This window comes from Tellurirhabdus rosea (assembly GCF_026278345.1).
Lineage (GTDB): Bacteria > Bacteroidota > Bacteroidia > Cytophagales > Spirosomataceae > Tellurirhabdus > Tellurirhabdus rosea.
In genome coordinates, this window is sequence record NZ_CP111085.1 from 907,485 (window position 1) to 933,030 (window position 25,546).

At 57.5% G+C, this 25,546-nt stretch carries 22 protein-coding genes; 8 read left to right on the top strand and 14 right to left on the bottom strand.

The window, feature by feature from the left end; genetic code table 11:
* Positions 1 to 26: 26 nt before the first annotated feature.
* From ORG26_RS03700 to ORG26_RS03720, 5 genes are all read right to left on the bottom strand, one after another.
* Positions 27 to 1,283: an ABC transporter permease gene (locus tag ORG26_RS03700; protein WP_266367179.1), complete on the bottom strand. Its 1,257-nt coding sequence runs from the start codon at positions 1,281 to 1,283 to the stop codon at positions 27 to 29.
* Between the two features lies 1 nt (position 1,284).
* Entirely contained in the window at positions 1,285 to 2,373 is a 1,089-nt protein-coding gene (locus ORG26_RS03705) for an efflux RND transporter periplasmic adaptor subunit (RefSeq protein WP_266367180.1), read from the bottom strand.
* A gap of 178 nt (positions 2,374 to 2,551) precedes the next feature.
* Positions 2,552 to 3,880 carry a TolC family protein gene (locus ORG26_RS03710; protein WP_266367181.1) on the bottom strand — a complete coding sequence of 443 codons (1,329 nt, stop codon included), beginning with the start codon at positions 3,878 to 3,880 and terminating at the stop codon, positions 2,552 to 2,554.
* A gap of 312 nt (positions 3,881 to 4,192) precedes the next feature.
* On the bottom strand, positions 4,193 to 5,050 hold the full coding sequence (locus ORG26_RS03715) for a prephenate dehydrogenase (RefSeq protein ID WP_266369308.1): 858 nt from the start codon (positions 5,048 to 5,050) through the stop codon (positions 4,193 to 4,195).
* A 17-nt stretch (positions 5,051 to 5,067) separates the two neighbouring features.
* Entirely contained in the window at positions 5,068 to 5,694 is a 627-nt protein-coding gene (locus ORG26_RS03720; protein WP_266367182.1) for a hypothetical protein, read from the bottom strand.
* A 178-nt stretch (positions 5,695 to 5,872) separates the two neighbouring features.
* Here ORG26_RS03720 and ORG26_RS03725 point away from each other — a divergent pair, with 178 nt between their 5' ends.
* Together ORG26_RS03725 and ORG26_RS03730 are read left to right on the top strand one after the other, a co-directional pair.
* Entirely contained in the window at positions 5,873 to 6,268 is a 396-nt protein-coding gene (locus tag ORG26_RS03725) for a hypothetical protein (protein ID WP_266367183.1), read from the top strand.
* Between the two features lie 227 nt (positions 6,269 to 6,495).
* Positions 6,496 to 6,657, top strand: a complete 162-nt coding sequence (locus tag ORG26_RS03730; RefSeq protein WP_266367184.1) for a lmo0937 family membrane protein — start codon at positions 6,496 to 6,498, stop codon at positions 6,655 to 6,657.
* A 107-nt stretch (positions 6,658 to 6,764) separates the two neighbouring features.
* Here the strand turns inward: ORG26_RS03730 and ORG26_RS03735 are convergent, their stop codons facing one another.
* A complete protein-coding gene (locus ORG26_RS03735) occupies positions 6,765 to 8,222 on the bottom strand; it encodes a Gfo/Idh/MocA family protein (protein WP_266367185.1) in 1,458 nt (485 codons plus the stop codon).
* A gap of 174 nt (positions 8,223 to 8,396) precedes the next feature.
* On the opposite strand from ORG26_RS03735, the gene ORG26_RS03740 reads away from it, so the two are divergent.
* Positions 8,397 to 9,506 (top strand): hypothetical protein, encoded by a 1,110-nt coding sequence (locus ORG26_RS03740; RefSeq protein ID WP_266367186.1) that lies wholly within the window; start codon positions 8,397 to 8,399, stop codon positions 9,504 to 9,506.
* A 57-nt stretch (positions 9,507 to 9,563) separates the two neighbouring features.
* On the opposite strand, the gene ORG26_RS03745 is transcribed toward ORG26_RS03740, so the two are convergent.
* Together ORG26_RS03745 and ORG26_RS03750 are read right to left on the bottom strand one after the other, a co-directional pair.
* On the bottom strand, positions 9,564 to 10,268 hold the full coding sequence (locus tag ORG26_RS03745) for a hypothetical protein (protein WP_266367187.1): 705 nt from the start codon (positions 10,266 to 10,268) through the stop codon (positions 9,564 to 9,566).
* 78 nt (positions 10,269 to 10,346) lie between these two features.
* Entirely contained in the window at positions 10,347 to 10,886 is a 540-nt protein-coding gene (locus ORG26_RS03750; protein WP_266367188.1) for a hypothetical protein, read from the bottom strand.
* A gap of 330 nt (positions 10,887 to 11,216) precedes the next feature.
* Between ORG26_RS03750 and ORG26_RS03755 the strand changes: the two genes are divergently transcribed.
* Positions 11,217 to 11,651 carry a YsnF/AvaK domain-containing protein gene (locus tag ORG26_RS03755; RefSeq protein WP_266367189.1) on the top strand — a complete coding sequence of 145 codons (435 nt, stop codon included), beginning with the start codon at positions 11,217 to 11,219 and terminating at the stop codon, positions 11,649 to 11,651.
* A 31-nt stretch (positions 11,652 to 11,682) separates the two neighbouring features.
* Positions 11,683 to 12,822: a YsnF/AvaK domain-containing protein gene (locus ORG26_RS03760; RefSeq protein WP_266367190.1), complete on the top strand. Its 1,140-nt coding sequence runs from the start codon at positions 11,683 to 11,685 to the stop codon at positions 12,820 to 12,822.
* An 84-nt stretch (positions 12,823 to 12,906) separates the two neighbouring features.
* Here the strand turns inward: ORG26_RS03760 and ORG26_RS03765 are convergent, their stop codons facing one another.
* The 3 genes from ORG26_RS03765 to ORG26_RS03775 all read right to left on the bottom strand — a co-directional run bounded on the left by ORG26_RS03765 (position 12,907) and on the right by ORG26_RS03775 (position 15,883).
* Positions 12,907 to 13,329 (bottom strand): hypothetical protein, encoded by a 423-nt coding sequence (locus ORG26_RS03765; RefSeq protein ID WP_266367191.1) that lies wholly within the window; start codon positions 13,327 to 13,329, stop codon positions 12,907 to 12,909.
* 210 nt (positions 13,330 to 13,539) lie between these two features.
* Positions 13,540 to 15,255, bottom strand: a complete 1,716-nt coding sequence (locus ORG26_RS03770) for a GMC oxidoreductase (RefSeq protein ID WP_266367192.1) — start codon at positions 15,253 to 15,255, stop codon at positions 13,540 to 13,542.
* A gap of 82 nt (positions 15,256 to 15,337) precedes the next feature.
* Positions 15,338 to 15,883: a gluconate 2-dehydrogenase subunit 3 family protein gene (locus tag ORG26_RS03775; RefSeq protein WP_266367193.1), complete on the bottom strand. Its 546-nt coding sequence runs from the start codon at positions 15,881 to 15,883 to the stop codon at positions 15,338 to 15,340.
* 252 nt (positions 15,884 to 16,135) lie between these two features.
* Between ORG26_RS03775 and ORG26_RS03780 the strand changes: the two genes are divergently transcribed.
* Together ORG26_RS03780 and ORG26_RS03785 are read left to right on the top strand one after the other, a co-directional pair.
* Entirely contained in the window at positions 16,136 to 16,366 is a 231-nt protein-coding gene (locus ORG26_RS03780) for a hypothetical protein (RefSeq protein ID WP_266367194.1), read from the top strand.
* Between the two features lie 22 nt (positions 16,367 to 16,388).
* Positions 16,389 to 17,465, top strand: coding sequence for an NADH:flavin oxidoreductase/NADH oxidase (locus tag ORG26_RS03785; RefSeq protein ID WP_266367195.1), 1,077 nt, complete (start codon positions 16,389 to 16,391; stop codon positions 17,463 to 17,465).
* Here the strand turns inward: ORG26_RS03785 and ORG26_RS03790 are convergent.
* The gene (locus ORG26_RS03790) at positions 17,459 to 19,060 is read right to left on the bottom strand and encodes a hypothetical protein (protein ID WP_266367196.1); all 1,602 of its coding nucleotides are present in this window, start codon (positions 19,058 to 19,060) and stop codon (positions 17,459 to 17,461) included. The genes ORG26_RS03785 and ORG26_RS03790 overlap by 7 nt on opposite strands.
* Positions 19,061 to 19,560: 500 nt before the next feature.
* Between ORG26_RS03790 and ypfJ the strand changes: the two genes are divergently transcribed.
* The gene (ypfJ, locus tag ORG26_RS03795) at positions 19,561 to 20,430 is read left to right on the top strand and encodes a KPN_02809 family neutral zinc metallopeptidase (protein ID WP_266367197.1); all 870 of its coding nucleotides are present in this window, start codon (positions 19,561 to 19,563) and stop codon (positions 20,428 to 20,430) included.
* Positions 20,431 to 20,502: 72 nt separating this feature from the next.
* Here the strand turns inward: ypfJ and ORG26_RS03800 are convergent, their stop codons facing one another.
* Together ORG26_RS03800 and ORG26_RS03805 are read right to left on the bottom strand one after the other, a co-directional pair.
* Positions 20,503 to 22,176 (bottom strand): RagB/SusD family nutrient uptake outer membrane protein, encoded by a 1,674-nt coding sequence (locus tag ORG26_RS03800; RefSeq protein ID WP_266367198.1) that lies wholly within the window; start codon positions 22,174 to 22,176, stop codon positions 20,503 to 20,505.
* A 12-nt stretch (positions 22,177 to 22,188) separates the two neighbouring features.
* Positions 22,189 to 25,248: a SusC/RagA family TonB-linked outer membrane protein gene (locus ORG26_RS03805; protein WP_266367199.1), complete on the bottom strand. Its 3,060-nt coding sequence runs from the start codon at positions 25,246 to 25,248 to the stop codon at positions 22,189 to 22,191.
* Between the last annotated feature and the right edge of the window lie 298 nt (positions 25,249 to 25,546).

Sequence of the window (25,546 nt, forward strand, 5' to 3'; positions counted from 1 at the left end):
TCACCGTAAATCAAAGTTCATGACAATTACCCCCGCAGAATCGCCACCGGATCGACAGCCGACGCTTTTTTGGACGGAAAATAGCCCGCCAGCACGGTGGTCGTCACGCCGAACACCAGCCCCATGACGTAGTATTTCGGATCAAACAGGACTGGGAACGTCTTCAGGCTCATAAAATCCCCGGCATCGAACGGCGTGATGGACAGCAGATAACTCAGTCCGAAGCCAATCAGCAGGCCCAGCACCCCACCCATGAGTCCGATGATGATCGCCTGCAGCAGAAAGATGCCGACAATATCACTTCCCTGAAAACCCGTGGCTTTCAGAATCGCGATGTCCTTGATCTTGTTGATGACGTTCATGTTCATGATGTTATAAATCCCGAACCCGGCCACCACGAGCAAGGTCAGCGAAACCACAAATGTCATCACGTTCCGGATTTTTTCGCCCGCCAGAATGGCCGTGTTGGCCGTCGCCCAGTCTTCGGTGTAGTACCCGTACAACCGGTGCAGCTGCCGGCTGTAAGTCAGCGCCTCCAGCGGGTCTTTCATCTTGACGTGCACGTCGGTGATGTAGCTTTTGTCTTTGCCGAGCATCTCCTGAACGGTGGCGATGCTGGCGTAGCTTTTGATGTTATCGACGGTGCCGATTCCGAAACTGAACGTTCCGACCACGCGCAGAATCAGTGTCCCGCCCGTCGGGGTTGTTACGCTCACCTTGTCGCCCGCCCGGACGTTCAGCTTCCGGGCCAGGACGCTGCCCATGATGAGGCCGTTGGGATTGGTTTGCAGCGCGGTGAGGCTGCCGGACTTGAGGCGGGGTTTGAGGTCGTACAGCCGGTCTTCCCGCTCGATGTCCACTCCCGCCACGGTGCCCGAAATCTGAATCGGACCGTTGTTGTAGAAAACCTGCGTGCTGACCTGCGGCGAAACGCCCAGCACCTGCGGGTCCGCTTCAATCCGCCGGGCGATCAGCAGGCCGTTCTTGAGCTTCGCCGACTGGTCTTTGGGCTTCTGGTGGTACACGACGTTGAACTGCCCGTCGCCGGGACGCAGTTCATCCAGCAGGGTCGGGCGCTGGGTGTTTACTTCGTTGTACATCCGGACGTGCGGGCTGGCATCCAGCGCCGAGTCTTCCAGAAACTGGTTGACTCCCTGCATGAACGAGATCATCGTAATGAACATCGCAATCCCGAAGGTCACGCCCAGCATCGCCACCAGCGTCTGGCGCTTTCGGGCCAGCAGGTGCGTCCGGGCAATCTGGGAGGTTAGTCGAAAGTCCATATCAGTTCGCCGGTAATACGACCGAGGTTTCGGTCAGGCCACCCTTTACTTCCACAAGTTCAAAATTTTCGGCGCCTTTGGAGAAGCGGATTTTCCTTTTTTCGCCCTTCTCTTCCACCCAGACGCTGTCCGTACCAACCACATAAGCTTTCGGAATCGTCAGGACGCGGCGGGTGGGCTGGGTCACGATGTTGGCTTCGACGGTCAGGCCGTAATAATTATCCGGCTGGGCACCTTCAAACTCGGCATCGACGCGGAACGACTGGTCGGTCCGGTTCAGTTTCGGGTAAATTTTCGTCACCCGGGCTTTGAACGTTTTGTTGAGGTACACATCCGCTTTGATCAGCACCTCCTGCCCCGGGCGGATTTTTCCAAAATCGCTTTCGTCCACCGCCAGTTGGGCATACACCTTGCCGCCGCTGCCCACCAGCGCCAGTTGGTCGTTCCGCCGCACAAAGTCGCCCGGCTGTTTGTACACCTCGTACACCCGGCCCGCCTCAAAGCTGGTCAGGCGGGTGTTCCGGTCGTCCTGACGACTGACGACGTACTGCGAACGGGCATTCTGCAGATCCACATTCAACTGGCGACGGGTGCGCTGCAAAGCCGCCCGGCGGGCCTGATAATCGTTGCGGGTGGTCTGGTAGGCCAGCTGCGCCCGTTCGAGTTCGGCTTTGGATGTGGCGTTCTGTTCGTACAGGTCGCGGAAGCGGACGTAGTTGGTCGAATCGTTCTCCAGTCGGGTACGGACCGAGCGGACCTGCGCCTCCAGTTCGGCCAGCACCGGCGAATCGCCGCCCAGATTGGCTTCGGTTTGCCGGTACACAGTTTCGGCGGCCTGTTGGCGGGCATCCTGCGCGACGCTTTCCAGCACAAACAGCAGCTGGTTTCGCCCCACCGAATCCCCTTCGCTGACCAGTCGCTTCAGCAGCACGCCTTCCGCATTAGCGACGATTTTGTATTCGTTCCGGGGATAAATTCTGCCGGAGGCGTACACCGCTTCGGTAAGCTCCTTCACGGCCGGTTTCTGGCCTTCCGGCCCCTTCTGACAGGCCGCCAGCGCCAGCAGTATAACGAGATGACTAGGTTTCATGAATACAAGCGTTATTTCTTAAAATCGCCCTGTCAGTGGCCGCAGGCCCTGACAGGGGCTAAAAATTCATCTTAGATACCCTTTCAGCGGTTTTAAACCCAAATTAACCACCCTGACTTCCTCTTCCCCGCCCAAACCAGCCACGGCGGCGATGACTGTTCTTCCCGCCCGGCCCCTGTCAGGGTCTGCGACCGCTGACAGGGAGGGAACTCCGAATCTGCAAAATCGTCCGGTTGACCAGTACATTCGATAACGTCGTCAGATACCGGTTCTGGGCGCTCAGGGCTTCGTTAAACACATTCAGGTACTGGTCATACGCATAAACGCCTGCGCGGTACTTAATCAGGGCAATGCGCGTATTCTGTTCGCTCAGATCAAACTGACGGCGGTTCAGGTCCAGCGAGCGAACGGCCTGGTTGTAGCTGTTGCGAACATCGGCATTGTCCACCGCCATTCGGTTCCGTTCCACCGCCAGCTCCGTTTCCGCCTGCTGAATCCGCAGGCGGGCGCGGGTCATGCCCGCTTTTCGCGCCCCTCCGCTGTAGATCGGCACGTTGAACTGTAAGCCGACCACGCCAATGGAAAACCACGGCTCATTGAAGTCAAAAAAATTGAACTCCCGCCGCTGGGCCTGTTCGGAAAAACGGCCGTACACCGCAAGCGTCGGCAGCCGCAGCGCCCGTTCGCGGTCCAGTTGCAGGCGGTAATAGTCCAGTTGAGCGCGGCGAAGCGTCACCCCCGGGCGCTCGTTGAGTTCGGCCGGGCTGACGTCGTCGGCCGCCCAGTCGGTAGCCCGCTGGGCCAGGACCAGCGAGTCTTCCAGCGAAAGCCCCAGCAAAAACTTCAATTGGTTGACATTCCGCTGAAAGTTCAGTTCATTCTGCGCCACCACATCCAGCTGCGCCAGCTGCACCGACAGCAGCCGGTTGTATTCGAGCGGTTCAATGAGGCCCTTATCCAGACGCCCGCGGGCGATGGTCACGATGGTATCGGTGCTGGCCACGTTGCGGCGGGCAAGTTCGATGGCGGCGCGGGTCAGCAGGGCGGCGTGGTAGAAGCGGGCGGTCTGGGTGGCAATGTCGTCCTGCAGCACCAGATTTTGCAGGTCGATCAGTTGCAGATTCTGCTCCGTCAGGCTCTGGTCTACCCGGGCCGGTTTGTTCAGCAGCGGGGCCGTCACTTCCAAGCCCGCCTGAAGGTTGTAAGGAACCCCAAACTGAATGCGGCGGAACTCGCCGGGACTGCCGCCGAGAAACTCCGCCGGAATCAGCTGGATGGGCAGCGCGTAGTTGTAATCCAGGTTGGTAAAGGCCCGGGCCGTCGGCAGCAGCGCCGCGCGGCTGGAGACCCGCTGCAAATCCTGAACTGCCCGGTTCTGGCGGGCGATGGTCAGGTCCGGGGCCTTCTGGCTGGCCAGCGCCACCGCCTCCTGAACCGAGGTCAGTACGGTCTGGGCATAGGCAGACCCGGTCGTTAGCAGCAGAAGTAAAATCAGAAACCGTTTCATAAACTTATCGGAATGCAGACGCAAAGGAAAAAGACCGGCCATTGATCGCCCTATTTTTATTCATGAAGCAGAAAAAACGCGGGTTCTTCCGGAAAAAACAGCGCTGAAGCAACCCTTGACCGGATTTGGGAATCAAACCGTTGTCGGTCGGCGTAAAGATGCACCGAGCATCCCGCCTCCCGACATGAAGCAACAAATACTAATTCTTGATTTTTGTCAGGTATGAAACGGCTGGCATCTCGTCAGGCTCCTGAAACGACGCAGGGGCCGTCGAATCGACGGCCCCTGCTTAGAACGTTTAGCGCGGTAAGTTCACCGCTTCTCGATCCCATCCAGCACCCGCCGGATTTCGTTGGCCCGCATCATGAAGTCGAACGAAGTCTGAATGTCCTCGTCGTCAATGACTTCCTTGAACCGCTGGAGAAAAATGATGAAATCGCCGAGCGCCTGCGACACGTTGGCCCGGTTCTGGTGAAAAATCGGGGCCCACATCTGGGGCGAGCTTTTCGCCAGACGAACCGTCGAACTGAAACCCGTGCTCGCCATGTCGAAGATCGCCTGCTCGTCTTTTTCCTTTTCCAGCACGGTAAGGCCCAGAGCAAAGGCGCTGACGTGGCTCAGGTGCGAGACGTACGCCAGGTGCAGGTCGTGTTCCTGCGGCGACATGTAGAAGATTTTCATGCCGATATCCCGAAACAGCGCCTCCACCAGTTTGAAACTGTCGGGATGGCTCTTTTCGCGGTCGCAGATGATGAGGTTCTTGCCCGGCAGCAAATCCCGGAAAGCCGCGCCCGGACCGGAGTTCTCCGTACCGGCCATCGGATGAGCCGCGACAAACTGCGCCCGCTTGGGATGGGCGTCCGCCACCCGGCAAAGCTCTTCTTTCGTCGAGCCCAGGTCCACGACCGTAGCGCCTTCCGGCAGCAGGTCCAGCACCTTCGGCAGCAGGTCCAGCATCGTGTTCACGGGCGTGGCCAGCACCACCAGATCGCTGTCGGCAACGGCTTCGTCCAGCGGCCGGATTTCGTCCACGATGCCCTTGGCCAGCGCCAGTTGCCCGTGTACCACCGACGCATCGACGCCCAGAAAGCTGATTTTCGGGTATTTCTCCCGCACGGCCAGCGCAAACGAGCCGCCCAGCAGCCCGATTCCAACGATGGTTACGACCATTTTGTTGTCATGCGTTTTCATGCGGCCATTGATTCCGGTTGAACGGTTTTGCTTACGTTGTTCATCCACTCGGCAAACAGGTCTTTTTCGATAGCTACCGCCCGGTCGGCGTGAACCTGCCAGTCGCCGAAGTAAGTTTCCATTTGCCGCAGCATTTCGGCCAGATGCCCTTCCTCCTCTACAATGATGGATTTTACCTGTACGCGGCTCCCGGCGGCGTTCAGGGCGTCCTGGTAGATCGGGTACAGTTCGTCGGCGCGTACTTCGATGGCGTAGGTCACCAGCAGGTAAGCGGCGTATTTCAGTTCGGTCCCGGACAGCTTCATCGCCTTTTTCAGGTAGCGACACACCTGAACGTCCAGCCGGTTGAGGTAGGCGTGGCTTTCCACCGGGGCCAGCAGGTAAGCGGGTTCGTAGGTCGGGCAGGCGGCTTCGTCCAGTTTCAGAATCTGTTTTTTGAGGTAATAGGCGTGGCGGGCTTCCTCGGCAGCATGCTTCAGCATCAGCAGGTCCACCCGCACCTTATCTTCGGCGGCGGCAATCTTGCGGGCACCGGTATTTTCCATCATCGAGAGCGTGTTCAGCCAGCGGCTATGCAGGTCGTTGTCGGCCACCAGTTGGGCAATCAATTCAGCAGTATTCATAGTGAAGGCAAATCTAAGGTGCGCAAAGATACGGCGGCGGGGCTAATTGTAGCCGAAAAATAAACACCTCCAAAAAGTCCACTTTTCCGATATATTTTAAAGTCAATTTAATCCGTCCGGAATGTTATTTTTCTATTTTTGTATAACCACTAACACTTAACGAACCACATCCGAACGTATGGAACGCGCGAAGAAAAGAGAATTTTACGGCTACGTGGCCATCATCGTTATTCTTGCTCTTACCCAGTTGTACAGTGTCTATGTTGCCCACACAGCCAACCTGGCGCTTACCCTCCCCCACTATCTAGGTTTTGCCGCCACGGGTTTTTCGACCCTGCTGCTTTTTGTGCGGCCGAACTGGGTTTTTTACGCCCTCGGAATCACGCTGGCGCTGGGCGTGGAGAACATCCTCGGCTTTACACCCACGCTCGATTTTGTGAGCACCCGTCAGTTTATCGGCAACCTCATCCTGCCGGTCGGGTATCAGCAGTTTTCGATTTACATGCTGCTTGTCTGGGCTTATTTCTCGTTCAACCGCCTGCGCCAGATCGGCCAGCTGCTGTTTGTCCGCTAGTCATCACCCCACAAAAAAGGCCCGTCACAGTTCGATGTGACGGGCCTTTTTTGTTGTGGGAAAACGGGTAGAAGACTCCACAGTGACGGTAAAACTTTTTACCCGGATTTCCCGCTTCACGGCGCCAAAACCCGGGTTTTGGACCATAGCCTAACCCCTTGACTAATTGGCACATTATTTTCCCAACAAAGATGTACGTATACACTAAACACCAATTCTTTCTTATTATGGGAAATCTTCTCTATACCATCGCGGTGATTCTGATCATCGTTTGGTTACTTGGCTTTCTGGGTTTTAACAGCTTCGGTTTAGGAAACCTGATTCACGTTCTGCTCGTCATCGCCATCATCGCCGTCGTCCTCCGCCTCATCCGCGGACGATCCGTTTAGGGAGTTAAAAATTAAAAGTTAAGAGTTAAAAGTAGGGCTCCGCTGATTCAGGTTTCTGTTTCAGCGGAGCCCTACTTTTAACTCTTAACTTTTAATTTTTAACTCTTTTAGGCGGGAAGTTTCCAGCCTTCGCGATATTCGCGTTTGACGAACTGGTTGGCGCCGTCGAAGTTGGTGATCTTCATGCTCTGGCCGTCCCACAGGAGTTTTTTACGGCCGTTGAACTTGAAGCTCTTGCCGTCGGCGCTCGCTTCGCGGAGCATGTAGCTGCGGATGGCGAGGTTACCCATCAGTACCGTTTCGGTCAGCGGGCCGGCGTAGTCGAACGACGAGGTCAGGCCTTTGTGCTCCTTGCTGTTGAACCCGGCCTTGCAGGCTTCCGTCCAGGAAATCTGGTGGCCCCATTCGGGCGGGGTCTGCTGGGGCGGGGTAAAGCTCAGAACCTTGCCGTTGGGCAGGAAGACCTTCGGATTGTTGCCGTAGGTGCCGCACATCATCACGCCTTTCGTGCCGATCAGGTAGACGCCGTTGGCGTTGTCGGGTTCGCTGAGTTCGGCGTCAGCCGGTACTCCTTCGGGACGGAACGGACGGATACCGCCATCGTCCCACGTCATGGTCACCTCCGATTTGTTTTTGGACGAAGCCGGGAATTTCAGCTGCACGTGCGAAGACGGCGGGCAGCCTTCCGGAATGTACTCCGGCGTCCAGTCTTTCAGGAAGACCGAACCGATGCTGGCTTCAACTTCCGTCGGGTAGCCCAGGCCGAGCACGCGGAAGGCGGGGTCGATCAGGTGGCAGCCCATGTCGCCGAGCGCGCCGGTGCCGAAGTTCCACCAGCCGCGCCACTTGAACGGGTGGTAGGCGGGCGTGTAGCCGACCTTGGAGGCCGGACCAATCCACAGGTCCCAGTCGATATGGTCGGGGGCGGTACCCGTCGCCTGCGGAACGGGAATGCCCTGCGGCCATACGGGGCGGTTGGTCCAGATGTTCACCGTGTGGACTTTGCCGATGAGGCCGTCGTTGAACCATTTCTGCATCTGCACCTGGGCCGGGTTGGAAGCCCCCTGGTTGCCCATCTGCGTCACGACTTTGTAACGGCGGGCGGCCTCGGTCAGCATGCGGGTTTCGTAGATATCGTGGGCTACCGGCTTCTGGACGTACACGTGCTTGCCGAGCTGCATGGCGGCCATGGCGGCCACCGCGTGCGTGTGGTCCGGAGTCGAGATCGTCACGGCGTCGATATTTTTCGCTTCCTTATCGAGCATCTCCCGGAAGTCTTTGTATTTCTTCGCATTCGGATGCTTGTCGAAAATGGCCTTGCCCCGGTTCCAGTCGATGTCGCAAAGCGCCACCATGTTGTTTGCGCCATTGTTGAAGGCATTGGTTACGTCACTGGACCCTTTACCGCCAATGCCGATGCTTGCAATGTTCAGTTTGTCACTCGGGGCAATGTAGCCTTTGCCCAGCACATGACGCGGCACAATGAGGAAGCCACTGGCCGCCAGCGCACCGGTTTGGAGAAACTGACGCCGGGATGGGTTCGTAGGTTTTTCGGAAGATTGCATGGAAATGGTTGAAATTGGAATGAACTGCTCTGTAAACGTAAAAGCAAATTTGCAGAAGATTTACCCTAAAAGCGAGAAAAGCGGTCATTGTCTGTGTTATTTTTTGTCGGATAAATCCTACTCCAACGCAGTAAAGGAGCCTCCCGCAGCGTCTTTTTGCCAAAAGCTTCTGTTATGCTCCCACGACTCCTCTTCCTCTTTCTCAGCCTGTCGCTGTTTTCGTACACGGCCCCGGTAGCCCGCCGCTCCACAACCGTCTCCATCGTCGGAGAAAAATTTTATATCAACGGGCAACCCACGCTCAAAGGCCGCCAGTGGAACGGCAACCGGCTCGAAGGGCTGCTGCCCAACTCCCGGATGGTGCAGGGCATTTTCGACGATCAGAACCCCGAAACCCGCAGCCAGTGGGCTTACCCCGATACCAAAACCTGGGACCCCGAGCGCAACACCCGCGAGTTTATCGCCGCTATGCCCGCCTGGAAAGAACACGGCATGCTGGCTTTTACCATCAATCTTCAGGGCGGCAGTCCGCAGGGCTACTCGAAAGCGCAGCCCTGGCACAATTCGGCCATTGAAGCCGACGGCTCCCTCCGCCCCGACTACATGGCCCGCCTCAAACGCATCCTGGACCGCGCCGACGAACTGGGCATGGTGGTCATCCTGGGCTATTTCTACTTCGGGCAGGACGAGCGGCTGAAAGACGAAGCCGCCGTCGTCCGGGCGACCGACCTGGCTACGGACTGGATTCACCGGCAGGGCTACCGCCACGTCATGGTCGAGATCACCAATGAGTGCAACATCCGCTACGACCACCCGATTCTGCAACCCGAGCGGGTGCATGAGCTGATCCGCCGGGTGCACGAACGGAGCCGGAAAAACGGCCGCCGCCTGCTGGTCAGCACGAGCTACGGCGGAAACACGGTGCCGCAGGAAAACGTGGTCCGGGAGTCCGACTACATTCTGCTGCACGGCAACAGCATCAAAGACCCCAACCGCATCACGGCCTTCATCGCCGAAACCCGCGCCGTGCCCGGTTACCGGCCCATGCCCATCGTCATCAACGAGGATGACCATTTCGATTTCGACAAACCGCTCAACAATTTTGTGGCCGCCACGAAATCCTACGTTTCCTGGGGCTTTTTCGATTTCCGGATGAAAGACGAAGGGTACAACGACGGGTACCAGTCCGTGCCGGTCAACTGGCAGATCAGTTCGCCGCGCAAAAAGGCCTTTTTTGACCTGTTGAAGGAAATGACCGGCGGAAACGTCCTGAGCCGCCGGTAAAGCAAAAAGCGGTGTCTGATCCATCAGACACCGCTTTTTGCCGAAAGAGGAAACGAATCAGCGGGCCGAAACTTCGCCGCACTGCTGGTCGAAAAAGTAAACGTGGTCTACCAGATCGCGCCAGACGAAACTCTTGTATTTTGTCATCAGCGCCGGGCACGAGCCAAAAAGGTCGCGGAAGCGGTCGTCGTAATGTTTTTTCTTAAGGCGGAAGACCTTGCCATCCGCTTTGACGTAATACGACATGTCGTGCCCGCCCGTGACCTGGATTCCGGCCACGCCGACGCCCATCGTTTCCATCGCAAACGGATCGTGGTACACCCGGATTCTGGAATCAAAGCCCGGATTGATCAGCTGCACCAGCACCGTGCGTTTGGGGTCGTCGAGCTGTTCCTGATAAAAAACAACCAGGTCCCGCATCGATTCGCCTACTTTGTTCCGCTGCATTTTGTCGATGGAGCGGGTACTTTCGGCCAGTGAGTTCAGCTTTGAAAAATCGGACGGGGCCAGCCCCAGCTCCGCAATTTCGTCGGCTTCGTACTTGAATTTCTTTCCGTCGGTGGTTTTGCCCTCTACCCGGACGATGAGTCCTTTTTTCCGGTCAAGGTCTTCCAGCGTGAATTCGACCCGCTCGCCCGATTTGGTAATCAGATAGCCCGGCTTGCTGCTCGAAAACCGGTCGATAGGCGGCAGAAACTGCTGGGCTACCGCGGCCCCTGCGAGATGGACCCCAACGAGGAGGGTCAGTATACGTTTGAACATTTTGTTAGAATAATGTCCTCAAACTTATAACAATACGTCTTCATATCTCATAGGCAGACAACACTTTTTCGTGAGCGGTCAGGCCGCCAGACGTTCCTGCCGGATTTCGAGAATGGCTTCCCATTGTTCAGAATCGAGCCACTGCCGGATGCTCATGTCGATCATGCGGTGGTCAATGGCGAAATTAAGGGCGTCCATCACGCGTCTGTGCTTCTCCGGCGAGTAGCCGATGCGGACGTAGTAATCCTTCAGAAACTGGGTTTTATCGGTGGTCAGGAGCGAAAACGACTCGTCGCGGTCGCGGTCGTAGAGCTGGATGGGATACGTGTTCCAGAATTCCAGGGCCGCCTTCTCGGTATCGGTTTCAAAGAGATCGTTGGCCACTTTTTCCGTCAGCACGAAGGAGTCCATGTAGTAATAACCCGACGGATTCAGGTCAAGAACGAATCCACGGTCGACGAGGTCCCCGATTTCCAGCGCGGAAAAGCCCGGACCCTCCTGTACGAAACGGTACATCAGGGCATACTGCCGGGCATGGGTCAGAAACAGAAAGGTATACTGATTGGGGGTAAGGTTGTACGTTACCAGCGCATCGAAGTTGATTTCAAGGCTCTTCATACGGTGTTACGGGTATAATTACGGTGTATAAAAACGTCGGCACGGGCTCGCTCCGTACTCCGAAAAGGTGCAAACACGGTGCCAGTTTCCCCCAAACCCTTTTCCCTCCCGCATTTTTCACCCGCGCCGCGCCGGGGAGTCCCTGTGGCTAATACTTTATCGGCCCCAAACAGGGCTTTTCAGGGCGGGAAATGCATTTTTCTACTTTATCTATAGATTATTTAATCATAATTAAAAAACCTTTCCCGCCGGAGCCTGTTCCTTTTGAGTGCAACCGGTTTTCGAGAGAAAGGCGGGCCGAAAACAAAATCCAGTAAATAATCCGAGAGCATGATGACTCCAGAAGAGACTCCCGATTCGAATATTCCGTTTGCGAACGACTTAAACCGTACCCGGGTGATCCCCGTCATTGAGGAACACCTCCAGGTGCGCAAGGAAGTTGTCGAAACCGGCAGAATTCGCATTGGTAAACGGGTTTACGAGGAAGAACAGACCGTTTCTACGCCGCTGATCAGCGAAAAAGTGGACGTTGAACGGGTTGCCGTCGGAGAGTTTGTTGATACGCTGCCGGAAGTTCGGTACGAAGGCGACACCATGATCATTCCCGTTGTGGAAGAAGTGGTGGTCGTCGAAAAGCGGCTGAGGCTGGTCGAGGAGCTGCGGGTTACCCGCCAGCACATCGAAACCACAGCCACCGAACAGATCACGCTGCGTAAGGAGGAAGTGACGGTCGAACGCCTGGACCCGGAAAACCCGGTTGATTAATGTTTATTCACATCATACTCAACAAAAAACCATGGCACAAACGGTAGTAGGTATCTTCGACAGCGCCCGGGAGGCGCAGGATGCGGTAGAAAAACTGATGGACAAGGGCTTTAACCGGGACCAGGTTGACCTGTCGACCAGCACAATGAGCGATGCAGCCGATTATAACACCGGTTCGACCAATTACAATACCGGTTCGACCACCGACATGGGCAGCACCTCCATGGGAACGACCGGCAGCTCGACGACTTACAACCGCGATTCGGCTTACAATCGTGACTCGGACTACAATCGTGACTCGGATAACAACCGCAGAAGTCGGGATCGTGACGACGACGGCTGGGGCATTGGTGACTTCTTCAGCTCGCTTTTTGGCGGCGACAACGACGAAACCCGCACCTACTCAGAAGTAGGCAGCCGGAGCTCGATCGTAACGGTTCACGCCATGTCGCAAGACGAAGCCGAGCGCGCCGTCGATATTCTGGACGATTGCGGAGCCGTTGACGTCAACGAAAGGGCTTCCCAGTACCAGAACGATTACCAGAGCGGCTACTCTGCCGGGGGCAGAACGGCCGGTCTGACGTCATCAGATCTGGATTCAACTAATATGACGACCTCCGGCATGACCACTTCCGACGCGGATATGGACCTGAACCGGACGACCGGCGCCGACTACGACCGGACCCGGGATATTGACCGGACCATCGATTCCGACCAGCGCATCCCCATCATTGAGGAGCAGCTGAACGTAGGCAAGCAGGAAGTAGAAACGGGTCGCGTACGGGTCCGCAGCCGGATCATCGAGCGCCCGGTGGAAGAAAATCTGCGTCTGCGTGCCGAACGCGTTCATGTACACCGCAACCCGGTGAACCGCCCGGCCTCTGAGGCAGAACTGTCCGGTTTCCGCGAAGGCGAAATCGAATTGACGCAGCACGAAGAGCGCGCCATTACGTCCAAGGAAGCCCGCGTGGTAGAAGAGGTTTCGCTGAGCAAGGATGTTGAAGAACGTGTAGAAACGGTCCGCGATACGGTTCGCCGTACGGAAGTGGACGTGGACGACACGACAACCGGCAACATCACGAACGACACGAACCTCCGCACGGGTAACTCCTACGGAACGGACGATTACGATTCGAACACCACGACGGGCAACCGTCCGACGAATCTGTAATCAGGCAGCGATAAAATGACGGAGGGGTCCGGTGAGCCAGTATCGATACTGGCTCACCGGACCCTCTGCTATACGGGCCTCAGGTTAGAAACGGCGTCCGTTGTAACCGCCACCGCCCCGATCGTAGCGACGGGCCTGCTGGGCATCAAACAGGCGCTGGCGCTGGCCCGGCGACAGAACCGCCAGAATATCCTGCTGTTTCTGCCACATCAGGCGCTGGTAAGCCTGCGGATTGCGGGTGTCATAGGTCATGTGGTCGTAACGGTCTTCGATGCGCTTGATGTCCCGCTCCTGCCGGCGCGACAGGTTCACGATGTCGTCCAGGCGCTCAATGCGCATCTCGTCTCGGCGTTCGTCCACGCGGGAGTTCGGGCCATTGTCATACCGGTAATCGCGCTCGTACCGGTCATTCCGGTCGTAACGATCATTGCGGTCATAACCACGCTGGGCCATTGCGCCCGTGCTAATCAGAGCAAAACCAACCAAAGTCAAAAGCAATGTCTTCATGGTGAGTAAAGTTTTTTGTTGTTACTGACCGTTAGAATGCGTTTAATTAAAATGGTTTAACCCGGTGAACTTTTATTTCAAAAAGACAGTTTCCGGAGCCTGCCACCAGATACAACCCATTCATTTTCAGCACAAAACAAAAAATCAGGGTTTACAATCCCGGAAGTGTGCCTCCCGAAATCATAAACCCTGACGATTGACGCTGACCTCTTACAGATTTTTCTTATTCATTTCTTTCACCGCATAATCCACCGCGCGGGCCGCAAAGGCCATGTAGGTCAGCGATGGATTCTGGGTGGACGTGGACGTCATGCTGGCGCCGTCCGTCACGAAGACGTTCTTGACGGCGTGCAGTTGGTTCCATTTGTTGAGCATCGACGTTTTAGGGTCTTTACCCATCCGGACGCCGCCCATCTCATGAATATCCAGACCCGGATTCCGCTTGTCGTCGCGGGTGCGGATGTTCTTGAAGCCAGCCACGGTGAACATTTCGGTCATCTGCTCCAGATAATCCTTCACCATTTTATCGTCGTTATCGTCGTAGGCGACCGATATTTTAAGCTGCGGAATGCCGAAGGGGTCTTTCTGGCCCGCGTCGAGCGCCACGTAATTGCTTTCTTTCGGAATCGTTTCGCCCATCATGTGCGAACCGACGTGCCAGCCGCCCATTTTGGGGTTCAGCAGGCTCGTTTTCAGGTCCGCGCCGATGCCGCTCTGGTCCGAATACGAACTCCGGCCCGCGTTGAAACCGGCGGCGTAGCCCCGCAGAAAATCCGTTTCCTGCTTGAAGACGTTGCGGAAGCGGGGAATATACGGACTATTGGGACGTTTGCCGTCGGTGGTCATGTCCAGAAAACCGTCGTAATCGCCCGAGATGCCCGCCCGGTAGTTGTGGAAGGCGACGTATTTGCCCAGCACCCCGCTGTCGTTGCCGAGGCCGTTGGGGAAGCGGTTCGAAGTTGAATTCAGCAAAATCAGGTTGGTGTTCAGGGCCGCAGCGTTTACAAAAATCACGCGGGCGTAGAACTCCATCATTTCCTTCGTGTTCGCATCGATGACGCGCACGCCCGTTGCCTTGCCTTTCTTCTCGTCGTAGATGATCGAGTGCACGACCGAATGCGGGCGCAGGGTCAGTTTGCCCGTTTTGGCCGCCCAGGGCAGCGTCGAGGAGTTGGAACTGAAGTACCCGCCGAACGGACAGCCACGCTCGCAGATGGTCCGGTGCTGGCACTGCGCCCGGCCCTGCTGCAGGTGAATGGGCTGCGGCTTGGTGATGTGCGCGGCCCGCCCCATGATGATGGGTCGGCTGCCTTTGTAATGGTCCTTCATTTTCTGGCTGAAGTACTTCTCCACGCAGTTCCACTCGTGGGGCGGCAGAAACTCGCCGTCCGGCAGCTGCGGCAGACCGTCCTTATTGCCCGAAATGCCGGCGAACTTTTCCACGTAGCTGTACCAGGGTGCCAGGTCTTCGTACCGGATCGGCCAGTCGACCGCGAAGCCGTCGCGGGCGGGGCCTTCAAAATCAAACTGGCTCCAGCGCTGCGTCTGGCGGGCCCACATCAGCGATTTGCCGCCGACCTGATAACCGCGAATCCAGTCGAACGGCTTTTCCTGCACGTACGGATGCTCGGCGTCCTTGACAAAAAACTGCGCCGACCCTTCGTAAAAGGCGTAGCATTTGCTGATGATCGGATTGGCCTTGCGGATTTCGAGCGGCAGTTGTCCCCGGTGCTCAAACTCCCAGGGCTGCATCATGGTCGTCGGATAGTCCGTAATGTGCCGGACATCGCGGCCCCGTTCCAGGACCAGCGTCCGCAGACCCTTTCCGGTCAGTTCCTTGGCGGCCCAGCCTCCGCTGATGCCGGAGCCAATCACAATGGCGTCGTATGTGGTTGCCTTGACGGCGTCAATCGCAAAATTTGCCATAAGTCGATAGCCGTTTAAGGAGTAACGTTGAACGTTGAAAGCTATTAGCAGTTAAACGTTGAACGTTACACCTTAAGCCTTTTTATTTCTTTTCAGTAAGTGTTTTGGAAGAGGCTGTCACCGGGACGCAGCCGTGATAGCGGCCGGGGGCGAATTCGAACTTGGTGAGGTTGGTCATGACGTATTCTGAAGTCATGTAACCCCGGATGGTCAGGTTTTTGACCGTGGAGTAGAAGCTTTTCAGCGTCGGGTCTTCCGAAGCATTCAGACCGGACAGCAGCGTCGTCCGCTGGGTGGCGTCGCCTTCCGCAAAGGATTTTCCGTACGTGGCACGGGCCTTCTCCTCGACCGCCGCCAGCCCCTTCTTCAGCGTTTCCTGAGCCGTCGGTTCAAAGCAGTCGGTGATCATTTTCTGAATAAACTGGTGCACGTTGAGGGCTTTGGCACCGGGCGTATCCGTGGCGGGAAGGATGGTTTCGGCCACATCGGCCAGCAGGGCGTCCTGGGGAGCGGACAGGAAACGGGCACTCTGGACCGTAGTCCGGTTCCAGCCGCTGGCCCAACCGGGCAGGGCCATCAGGCCGCCTACCGCTACGGCCATGGATTTCAATGCGGAACGTCTTTGCATACTCTCTTTTCGTTCGACAGGTTGTATCGCTCAGAAGCAGATGGGTGAAACGCTTGTATTCACAAAAATTCTTAGAAAGTTACCAATTACTTTCATAGAAGCCAACACTCTTCTTTGTTTACTCCTAAAAACTAGGGAAATCCCCAGCCTGTCCGAAGCCTCCTGGCGGCGCAACTCCGAATCGGGCCGCCCCTCAAACACCAATGACGACCGAAGGGAACAGTTGGAGCCATTTTGCCTGTTACCTACCTGATGAACACGAACGACACCCGTCACAACCACGCCCTTCCCGGCCTGCAGTTTGCGCTCAACGTGCTGTACGTCGGCCGGTTTCTGATCGGCTACAGCAACCCCGTCCAGGCACTGGACGAAGTGGACGAATACATCGAAGCCGTCACCGACGAACTGGTCTCGACCGAACTGCTCCACGAAGCGGCGGTGCTGGCCGGTGACGTATTACCCGGACCGTCGGCCGGGAATTAAGCCATAAACACCCTTTCCACCCATGTCTCAGTTATTTTCCCCGGTTACGTTCAAGAGCGTAACCCTGCGCAACCGCATCGTGGTCTCCCCCATGTGTCAGTATTGCAGCGAAGACGGTTTTGCCAACGACTGGCATCTGGTTCACCTCGGCAGCCGCGCCGTTGGCGGGGCAGGTCTGATCATTACCGAAGCCGCCGCAATTTCGCCCGAAGGCCGGATTTCGCCCGAAGACCTCGGCATCTGGGCCGACGAGCACGTCACAAACCTGCGGCGCATCACGACTTTTCTGGAACAGCACGGCGCTGTTCCGGGCATCCAGCTGGCGCATGCGGGCCGCAAAGCGAGCCACCATCGTCCCTGGGAAGGCGGCGGAATGATTGGCCCGGAGGAACCCCGCGGCTGGCAGACCGTCGGACCGAGCGCCCTCGCCTTTTCTCCGAACGGATTTGCCCCGCTGGCGCTGGATGAGGCCGGGCTGGAAAAAGTCCGGTCCGACTTCGCATCGGCGGTCCGCCGGGCCCTGGAGGCAGGTTTTAAGGTGGTCGAAATTCACGCGGCGCACGGGTATCTGCTGCACCAGTTCCTGTCTCCTCTGAGCAACCAGCGCACCGATGCCTACGGCGGTAGTTTTGAAAACCGCATCCGCCTGCTGCTCGAAGTGGTGGAGCGCGTGCAGACCGTCTGGCCCGCCGACCTCCCGCTGTTTGTCCGGATTTCGGCCACCGACTGGATGGAAGGCGGCTGGAATGGCGACGACTCCGTGGCGCTGGCCGCCATTCTGAAAGAAAAAGGCATTGATCTGGTGGACTGCTCGACCGGCGGCAACGTTCCCAATGCCGTGATTCCCGTCGGGCCGGGCTACCAGACCCAGTTTGCCGAACGAATCCGGAAGGAAACCGGCATGCCGACCGGCGCCGTGGGGCTGATTACCTCCGCCGAGCAGTCAGAAGCCATCCTTGCCGAAGGAAAAGCGGATGTGGTCATTCTGGCTCGGGAATTTCTGCGCGACCCGTATTTTCCGCTGCACGCGGCGCAGCAGCTGGGCGACGAGGTCAGCTGGCCAGTGCAGTACGAACGGGCAAAGCCGCGCCGTCACTGAGCCGACTTCCGGCCCTGGGCGACGGCCTCATCAATCCGCCGGTAAATGCGGCGGCCTTCCACGCTGCCATCCAGCCGGTAATGCTTCCGGACGTAGGCGGCGATGGGCGGAACCGTGAAAAGGCCCTCCCTGTCCGGGTCTTTCAGAAAACCGCGCCCGTTCTGCGGCAGCACATCATCCACCAGATAGCGGGGACGGTACCTTTCCATATCGTCCAGGTAACGTTTGATCAGGTACTGACGAACGTTACCTTCCCGCTGGATGATCATCTGCGTATGAACCTGCAAATTGGCGGAAACCACGTCGAGGGTCACAAATTCGTCGGACACAAATCCCCAGGTGCCGAGGCGCTCCCCGGGCTTCACTCTCGGTTGGAGGTACTGCGCGAGCGGACTTAACTGCCGGTCGCGGCTGGCGAAGAAAACCTGATCGCGGCCAAAATCACTGATGCCAAGGTGGTACCGCATCATCACGGCCAGACATACCGTAACGTAGCCCATAGCCCAGTAGCGCAGCTGGCCCGATTCGGCCGTGGATCTGAACAAAATAGCGGTCAGCAGAGCGGGCGGCAGAAGCACCAGCCAGAGGTAATGCGGAAAGTAGTTTTTGGCGATAAATACGCTTAAAAACGAAAACGCAACGCTGCCAAGCGCCAGAACCACCAGCGCAAAGGAAGTCTGCTTCAACTGGCCCCGAAACCACAGCCAGCCGAGCAGCAGCCCCTCACCCGCCAACAGCAGCAGAAAACCGAACGTTTCCCGGAAGGTAATCACCCAGTGCGCCCAGGCCACCAGCTGTTCGAGGCGGCCTGCCTGCTGCATGTTGGTCGGATTGCTGGCGTATTGCAGGTTGCTTTCGAGATACAGCAGCCAGAAGGGTTGCAGGTAGTTGTTCTGCCAGAGATAGAGAACCACCAGAATCGTCGGCAGAAGCGCTCCGCCCAGCAGCCAGGCGGACTTTTTCCACCGGTCGGCCGTGGCCGAGCCAAGCACCACGGCCAGCGTCCAGAGGCCCAGCCAGCCCGCCAGCGGCACCATTTGCAGCTTGGTGAACGGCGCCAGTCCGAGCACTAAGCCCAGTCCGAACAGGCGGCCTGCCGGAAACTGCCGCGCCCGGGCCTCCAGTAGCAGGAAAAGGCTGGCGGCGAAGTGCAGCAGGCAGACCTGCTCCCCGTTATAGGCCAGCATTCCCTTGTTGGAAAACAGGGCGGCCAGCAGCACAACCGGCAAAAGAGCCACCTGCGCGGCGGCGGCCCCGAAACTGCGTTTCAGCGCCCAGTACAGCAGCAGAATCGCCGGAATGAAGTTGACGAACAGGTTGTAGAACCTGACCAGCCCGTAATCGAGCTTATCGACAAAAAGCCGCAACAGCATCAGCGGGTAAATCACCCCGGGCCCGCTGGTCGAGCCGTCGTGCGAAATCCAGAACCGGCCGTCCAGCCAGAGTTTGTTGGCCCCGGCGATGTACATGCTTTCGTCTACATCGAGATTGCCCAGACCAAACGTCGGCAGGCGGGTTATCAGTAAAGCCGACAGGAAGGGCACCAGATACAGCGCATCCGGGATCGGGAATTTGAGCCGGTTGGAACTGGACATATAAAACGCCATTACTCCCCATACTCCAACGGCCAACAATACACCAATGACTTTTCGTATCAGACTCCAGTTATTCCACTCAAGATCGCTTACGTAAAAGCAAAACTCCAACATATCTAAATATTCTTAACCATCTATATATCTTTAGATTAACCTTACATATTATTACACTTTCAATTAATCTCAAAGCATCTTTTAACAAGCGGTTCTCCAGCAGACCGATTCTGTTTTATGTTCTATTTTGTGGTGATAATCTCAAATGAAAAATCGGAGAAAAGACCACCGGGCAGAGAAGGAACACGGCTTTATTTTGAAAAAAGACTGGCGGTCTCTTTACTTCCGGCTTTGTCAGGAAACTAGTGATGACCAGACAGGCGATAACAATTTTCGTTCCGGAACAGCGTACAGACTCGGATACTTGGAAACTGGCAAACAATTGCTGCCTTTAATGCATTTTAGCATACGGAAACAGACTCTGGGAACTACATAAAACTAACGATATGCGCTGGATTGGAGGCCGTGAAAGCGGCAACGTAGAAGACCGTCGGGGTAGCGGCGGCGGTGGAATGCTGGTCGGCGGTGGCATCGGTACCGTCGTGGTAGCCATTATTGTCATGCTGCTCGGCGGCGATCCTTCGACGATTCTGAGCGGGGGCGGCGAAGAACCGGCCGCGACGCAGCAGCAGGCAACCGGTCCCCAGCCGGACGACGAAGCGGCCCGTTTCACCCGTCGGGTGCTGGGTTCGACGGAGGACATCTGGTCGCAGGTGCTTCCGGCACAGGCAGAGGGGCAGACTTACCGTCCGCCCGTACTGGTCCTGTTCCGGCAGGTTACACAATCGGGTTGCGGAACGGCGTCGGCGGCTTCGGGTCCGTTTTATTGCCCCGGCGACAAAAAACTGTACATCGACCTTTCGTTCTACGACGAACTTGCCCAGCGCTTCCGGGCTCCCGGCGACTTTGCGATGGCGTACGTCATCGCGCACGAGGTCGGGCACTACCTTCAGGACCAGTTGGGCATCATGGATCAGATTCATTCCGCCCAGCAGCGGATGAGCCGGACGGAAGCCAACCGCCTGTCGGTCCGGCTGGAATTGCAGGCCGATTTTCTGGCGGGCGTCTGGGCGCACCACGCCAACGGCAAAAGCTTCACGTTTGAACCCGGTGATGTGGAAGAGGCCCTTCGGGCGGCCAATTCCATCGGCGACGACCGGATTCAGTCCGAAACCCAGGGCCGCGTCGTTCCGGATGCGTTCACGCACGGCACCTCGGCCCAACGGGTCTACTGGTTCAAAAAAGGACTGGAAACGGGCGATATGAGTCAGGGCGATACCTTCAATAGCCGCGAGGACGCCCAGCTGGCGCAATAATCCGGATTGGCACCAACCAGAAAACCCGGCCATTCAGGTGGCCGGGTTTTCTTTTAAGCAATAAACCGAGGTTTAATAACCCGGATTCTGGACCAGATACCCCGGCAAGTTCGACGCGCCGTCGATGGCAGTCTGCGGAATCGGAAACACCCGCTTCTGCCGGTTGGCATCGGATTTTTCGGTCCAGCTTTCCTCGTATTTTCCGAAACGGATCATATCCGTCCGGCGGACCATTTCCCAGTACAGTTCAAAACCGCGTTCGCGGAACAGCAGATCGAGGGTCATGCTGGTCAGGGCGGGCGGTGGCGTAGAGGCCGTTCGCGCGGCCCGGACCGTGTTGACATCGGCCAGTGCTCCGGCGGCATCGTTGCTTTTCCGCAGTTTCGCTTCCGCACGCATCAGGTAAATGTCCGCCAGCCGCAGGATGGAAATGTCGGCGTCGCCCAGGTTCCGGCCGGAAACGGATTTTTTGCTGAATTCATATTTCAGCACCCGGTAGCCCGTATTGTAGTCGCTGCCCGACACGGTAAAATCCACCCGTTCCGTAAAAGTGACCGGAAGCGTCGGCCGGTTGCGGGTCACGTTGAACAGCCGCCCGACCCGGTAGTTGCTTCCGCAGCGCACAAATGCCCCGTTGACCCGAATCAGCCCGTACTGCTGGCCCCGCAGAATGCCCCGGTTCATGTTGAACGCGTCCGCCGAAACGCAGGAATCGGCCGGAATGACCAGATTCTGTTTGTGAAAACGCGGGTCCACACTCGGGTCCTGCGGCGCGTAGGCGTTCACCCAGGTCCGGTAATAGTCCGGCGTAATGGCCGGGCCGTCGGTGCCGTTGGCGTTCGGGAAGGCGGGCAGCGGAAACTGGTCACCCGAGAGCGAGAAATAAGCCAGCCGATTGTGCCCGTTGAGTTCGGCCCGCTGGTCCACCGCAAAAATCAGCTCCTTGTTGCTGTTGTTGTCGGAATTGAAAATGGCGAAATAATCCCGCGACAACTGGTGCTGACCGCCGCTGATGATTTTATCGCAGTATTCAACCACCTTGTCCATATCCTCGGGCCGGAAGGTAAAGCGCTCGGCGTAACGGTCGCGATACACGGCGGCATTGAGATGAAGGCGGGCCAGCAGCCCCCAAACGGCGGCTTTGGTCAGTCGGCCCGGACCGACGTTCGTCTGCAGGTCAGGCTCCACGGCCAGCAGTTCGCTTTTGATATGCTCTAGCGCCTGTTCGCCGCGCAGAATCGAGGACGTCCCCTGCGGGTCGTCTTTGACAAACACCAGCCCGAAAAGGTCCAGCAGCAGCAGGTTGTAATAGGCCCGCATGCCCCACGCCTCGGCCACGTACGTTTTGACGTTGGGATCGTTGATACCCGGCAGGGTATTGATGGCCGTCACCGCGCGCGAGATTCCCTGCGTCAGCAGTACCCAGGTATTGCGGAGGTTGGGGTCCGTGCTGGTGTGGGTATGCTGGTGCAGGGCCATGTAGATGCCGTTATCGCCCCAGTCGGTGCCACCTCGATACGGCAGAATCGCCTCGTCGGTCGAAATCTCCTGAATAGCAAAGTAGTTGGTGTGCAGGAAGATATCCGGCAGTCGGGCGTAGACCGGGGCGATATTGCCGTCGGCGGCCTGCTTGTCGGTCAGGCCCGTGGCCGAAGCTTCGTCGAGGACTTTTTCGCTGAGGTCCGTACAACCGTTGAGGCTCACCAGTCCGAGCAGCGTCAGGGTAAGCAGTATGTTCTTTTTCATGGAGATGGCCGGTTAAAAAGTCAGATTCAGGCTGAAGACGAACGAACGCGCCTTCGGGTAGCTCAGGTAGTCAATTCCGTACGACGAAATGCCGTTGACAGTCCGGTCGATGTTCACTTCCGGGTCGTAGCCGTCGTATTTAGTGAGAACAAACAGGTTCTGGCCCGTGGCCGCCAGCCGGATGCCCGAGATCCAGCGATTCATGCCGATCAGCTTCGGACTCAGGTTGTAGCCGAGCGTCAGGTTGTTGAGCCGGAAGAACGAACCGTCCTTGAGGAAGCGGGTCGATACCGGCGCGGCGTTGTTGATCGACTCGTTGGGCTCGCCCAGCGCTTCGGTCGTTCCGTTGAGGCCTTTCACCAGACGGGCCTTGTAGAAGTAAGCGTTGGCCGTGTTGTCGTACACCTTGTTGCCCGAAACACCGTTGAAGTTGGCCGTCAGGTCGAAGCCTTTGTAGGCCACGCTGCCGTTGAGGTTGTACTGCCGGGTGGGCAGGGCACTGCCGGCCGCAATCCGGTCTTTGTCCGAAACCACACCGTCGCCGTCCGTGTCGCGGTATTTGCTGAGCCCTTTTTCGTCGATGCCGATAAATTCGCGCAGGAAGAACGTGCCGATGGGCTGCCCGTTCACGTAGCCGTTGACGGTGGCCGAAGTCAGTCCGGGGCCGGTGGCCGAACCGGACGTAATGACCGTGTAGGGCGAGTTTTCCACCACGTTTTTGATGAACGTCACGTTGCCGCCCAGATCGAACCGGAAGCCGCTGCTGCTCACGTGCCGGTAAGCCAGTTCGAGTTCAAGCCCCTGGTTGGTGATGGTCATGTCCGGCACGTTGGTCCAGTAAGTCGACGCCGGCTGAATCGGGTCCGCCGGGATGACTTCCAGCAGAATCTTGCCCGACACTTTCCGGAAATAATCCACCGAGCCCGTCAGCGCCCCTTTGAACAAACCGAAATCAAGCCCGATGTCGGTCTGGGTCGAGACCTCCCACTGGATGTCGGGATTGGCCAGGCGGGTGTAGGTGGTCCCGGCCGGGAAGTTGGTCGAGGCGTCGAGCGGGTAGCTGGTCGCGGCCGCCACGTTCGAGGTAAACAGCGCCTGGGTAATTTTCGACGGAATTTCCTGGTTGCCGGTCTGGCCCCAGCCCGCGCGGATCTTCAGGTCGGAGAACGGCCCGGATTGCAGGAAAGCCTCCTCCGACAGCCGCCAGCCCGCCGAAAACGAAGGGAAAACGCCGTACTTATTGTTCGCCCCGAACTTGCTCGACCCGTCGGCCCGCACCGTAGCCGTCAGCAGGTAGCGGTTTTTGTACTGATAATTGACCCGCGAAAAGAACGACTGAATCTCGTTCTGGAGGGCAAAGCCGCCCGGCCGGTTGTTGGCCAGCGTCAGGTCCTGCCCCAGGCCGGGGTTGTTGATGGGCTCAATCGGCGACAGCGGAAATTTGTTGATGCTCCAGTTGCGGCCCTGAATCTGAAACTGCTGGTACGAATGCCCGAGCAAGGCGGTCAGGTCGTGGTCGTTCCAGCCTTTGGTATAGGTGAAATAGTTCTCGATCAGCACGTTCCGGTTGTTGGAATAGATGCTTTCGAGGCGTCCGTCCTGCTGCGGCACGGCACTGGCCAGCGACTGCAGGTCGCGCGTCGAGTTGGCATAATCGGCCCCCAGATTGAGCTTGTAGACGAGGTCTTTCGTGATTTTGAACGAAGGCGACAGGTTAGCCACGATCCGGTTGGTCGTCGTGAGGTCTTTCTGCAGTTGCAGCGAAATGAGCGGGTTGGTACCGGCTTGATACCGCACCGGCTCGCCCTTGGCGTCGTAGGCCGCGTAGGTCGGGTTGGCCGAAATGGCCCCGCCGAGGACGCTTTCGATGGGCGGCCGTTCGTTGATCGTCTGCGAGGCGGTCAGGTTCATGTCCACCGTCAGCCGGTCGTCCAGAAACCGCTGGGAAGCGTTGAAACGGCCCGTGTAGCGGTTCAGTTTGCTGTTTTTCAGAATACCTTCCTGATTCTGCACGGCCAGCGAGCCATAGTACGTCAGCCGTTCGGCCCCGCCGCTGAAAGCCAGGTTATAGTCCTGCGTCACGGCCTGGCGGCTGATTTCGCGCTGCCAGTCGGTGTCAGCTTTCAGGTCATCGACCACGCCGCCGGCCGCGGCCACCTGGCGGCGGTACTCGTCGGCGCTGAACAGTTCCAGCGGACGGGCCATTCGGGAAAGCCCGAGATTGGTCGAAAGCGTCAGGTTGGACACGCCTGCTTTGCCTTTTTTGGTCGTGATCAGAATGACCCCGTTGGCACCGCGGGCCCCGTAGATGGCCGTGGCCGAGGCATCTTTCAGCACGTCGATGGCTTCAATATCCTGCGGATTGAGGAACGTGAGCGGGTTGGTCGCGCCGCCCGTGCTGGAATTGTCGAGCGGAATGCCGTCCAGCACAAACAGGGGCGTACTGCCCGTCCGGACGCCGCCCGGTCCCCGGACGGTGATGCTCTGCCGGCCACCCGGTTCGCCGCTGGCCGAGGTGACGTTGACGCCCGCCACCTTGCCCTGCAGCAGTTGTTCGGGTGAGTTGATGATACCCCGGTTGAAATCCGTGCTTTTAAGCGAGGTCAGCGCGCCGGTCGCGTCCTTTTTGGAAGCCGTCCCGTAGCCGATCACCACCACCTGCGACAGTTCGGAAGTGGACGGTTTGAGCGATACGTTGAGGGTGGCGCGCCCGTTGACCGGCACTTCCTGCGCATCGAAACCAATGAAGCCAAACACGAGGACAGCGTTCTGGTCGGGCACGACAATCCGGTAATCGCCTTTCGCGTCGGTGGTGGCGCCCCGCTGGGTGCCTTTCAGCAGCACCGAACAACCGGCCAGCGCCTCGCCCGTGGCGGCGTCGGTCACCCGGCCGCTAACGGTGATGTCGGCATTGGGCGTCTGGCGAATTTCCCGTTGCTTTTTCCCGAAATCCGGGGACGGATGAGCAGCCCATACGGCAGCCGACGGCAGGGTCGCCATCAGCAGGCCAAAGGTTACGTTCCTCCGGACCGTTCGGAGGAGACGACCTGAGGGAGAATAGAGGTACGTCATAGGGGGTAGAAGGATGAATCGTTTGATACTGCAAAGTTCCGGCGAAACGTATTCGTCAGCGACCGCCCGGAGCGGATTTAAAGAATTGATAAAAACAGGGCGGGATTCTTAACAAACCGTTCGTTGTCCGGGCTATACTATTCTTATTCAGAATTATACGCAACATATTTTAAATAAAAATAATAATGAGAATTAGTACTCAGATGCAATTCAGGATTAGGAAAAGATTACGTCCTTTCGTTTCTCCTTAATAGTTGGCCAACATGACCTGGAACACGCTCGTAATCAGCGGCCGACT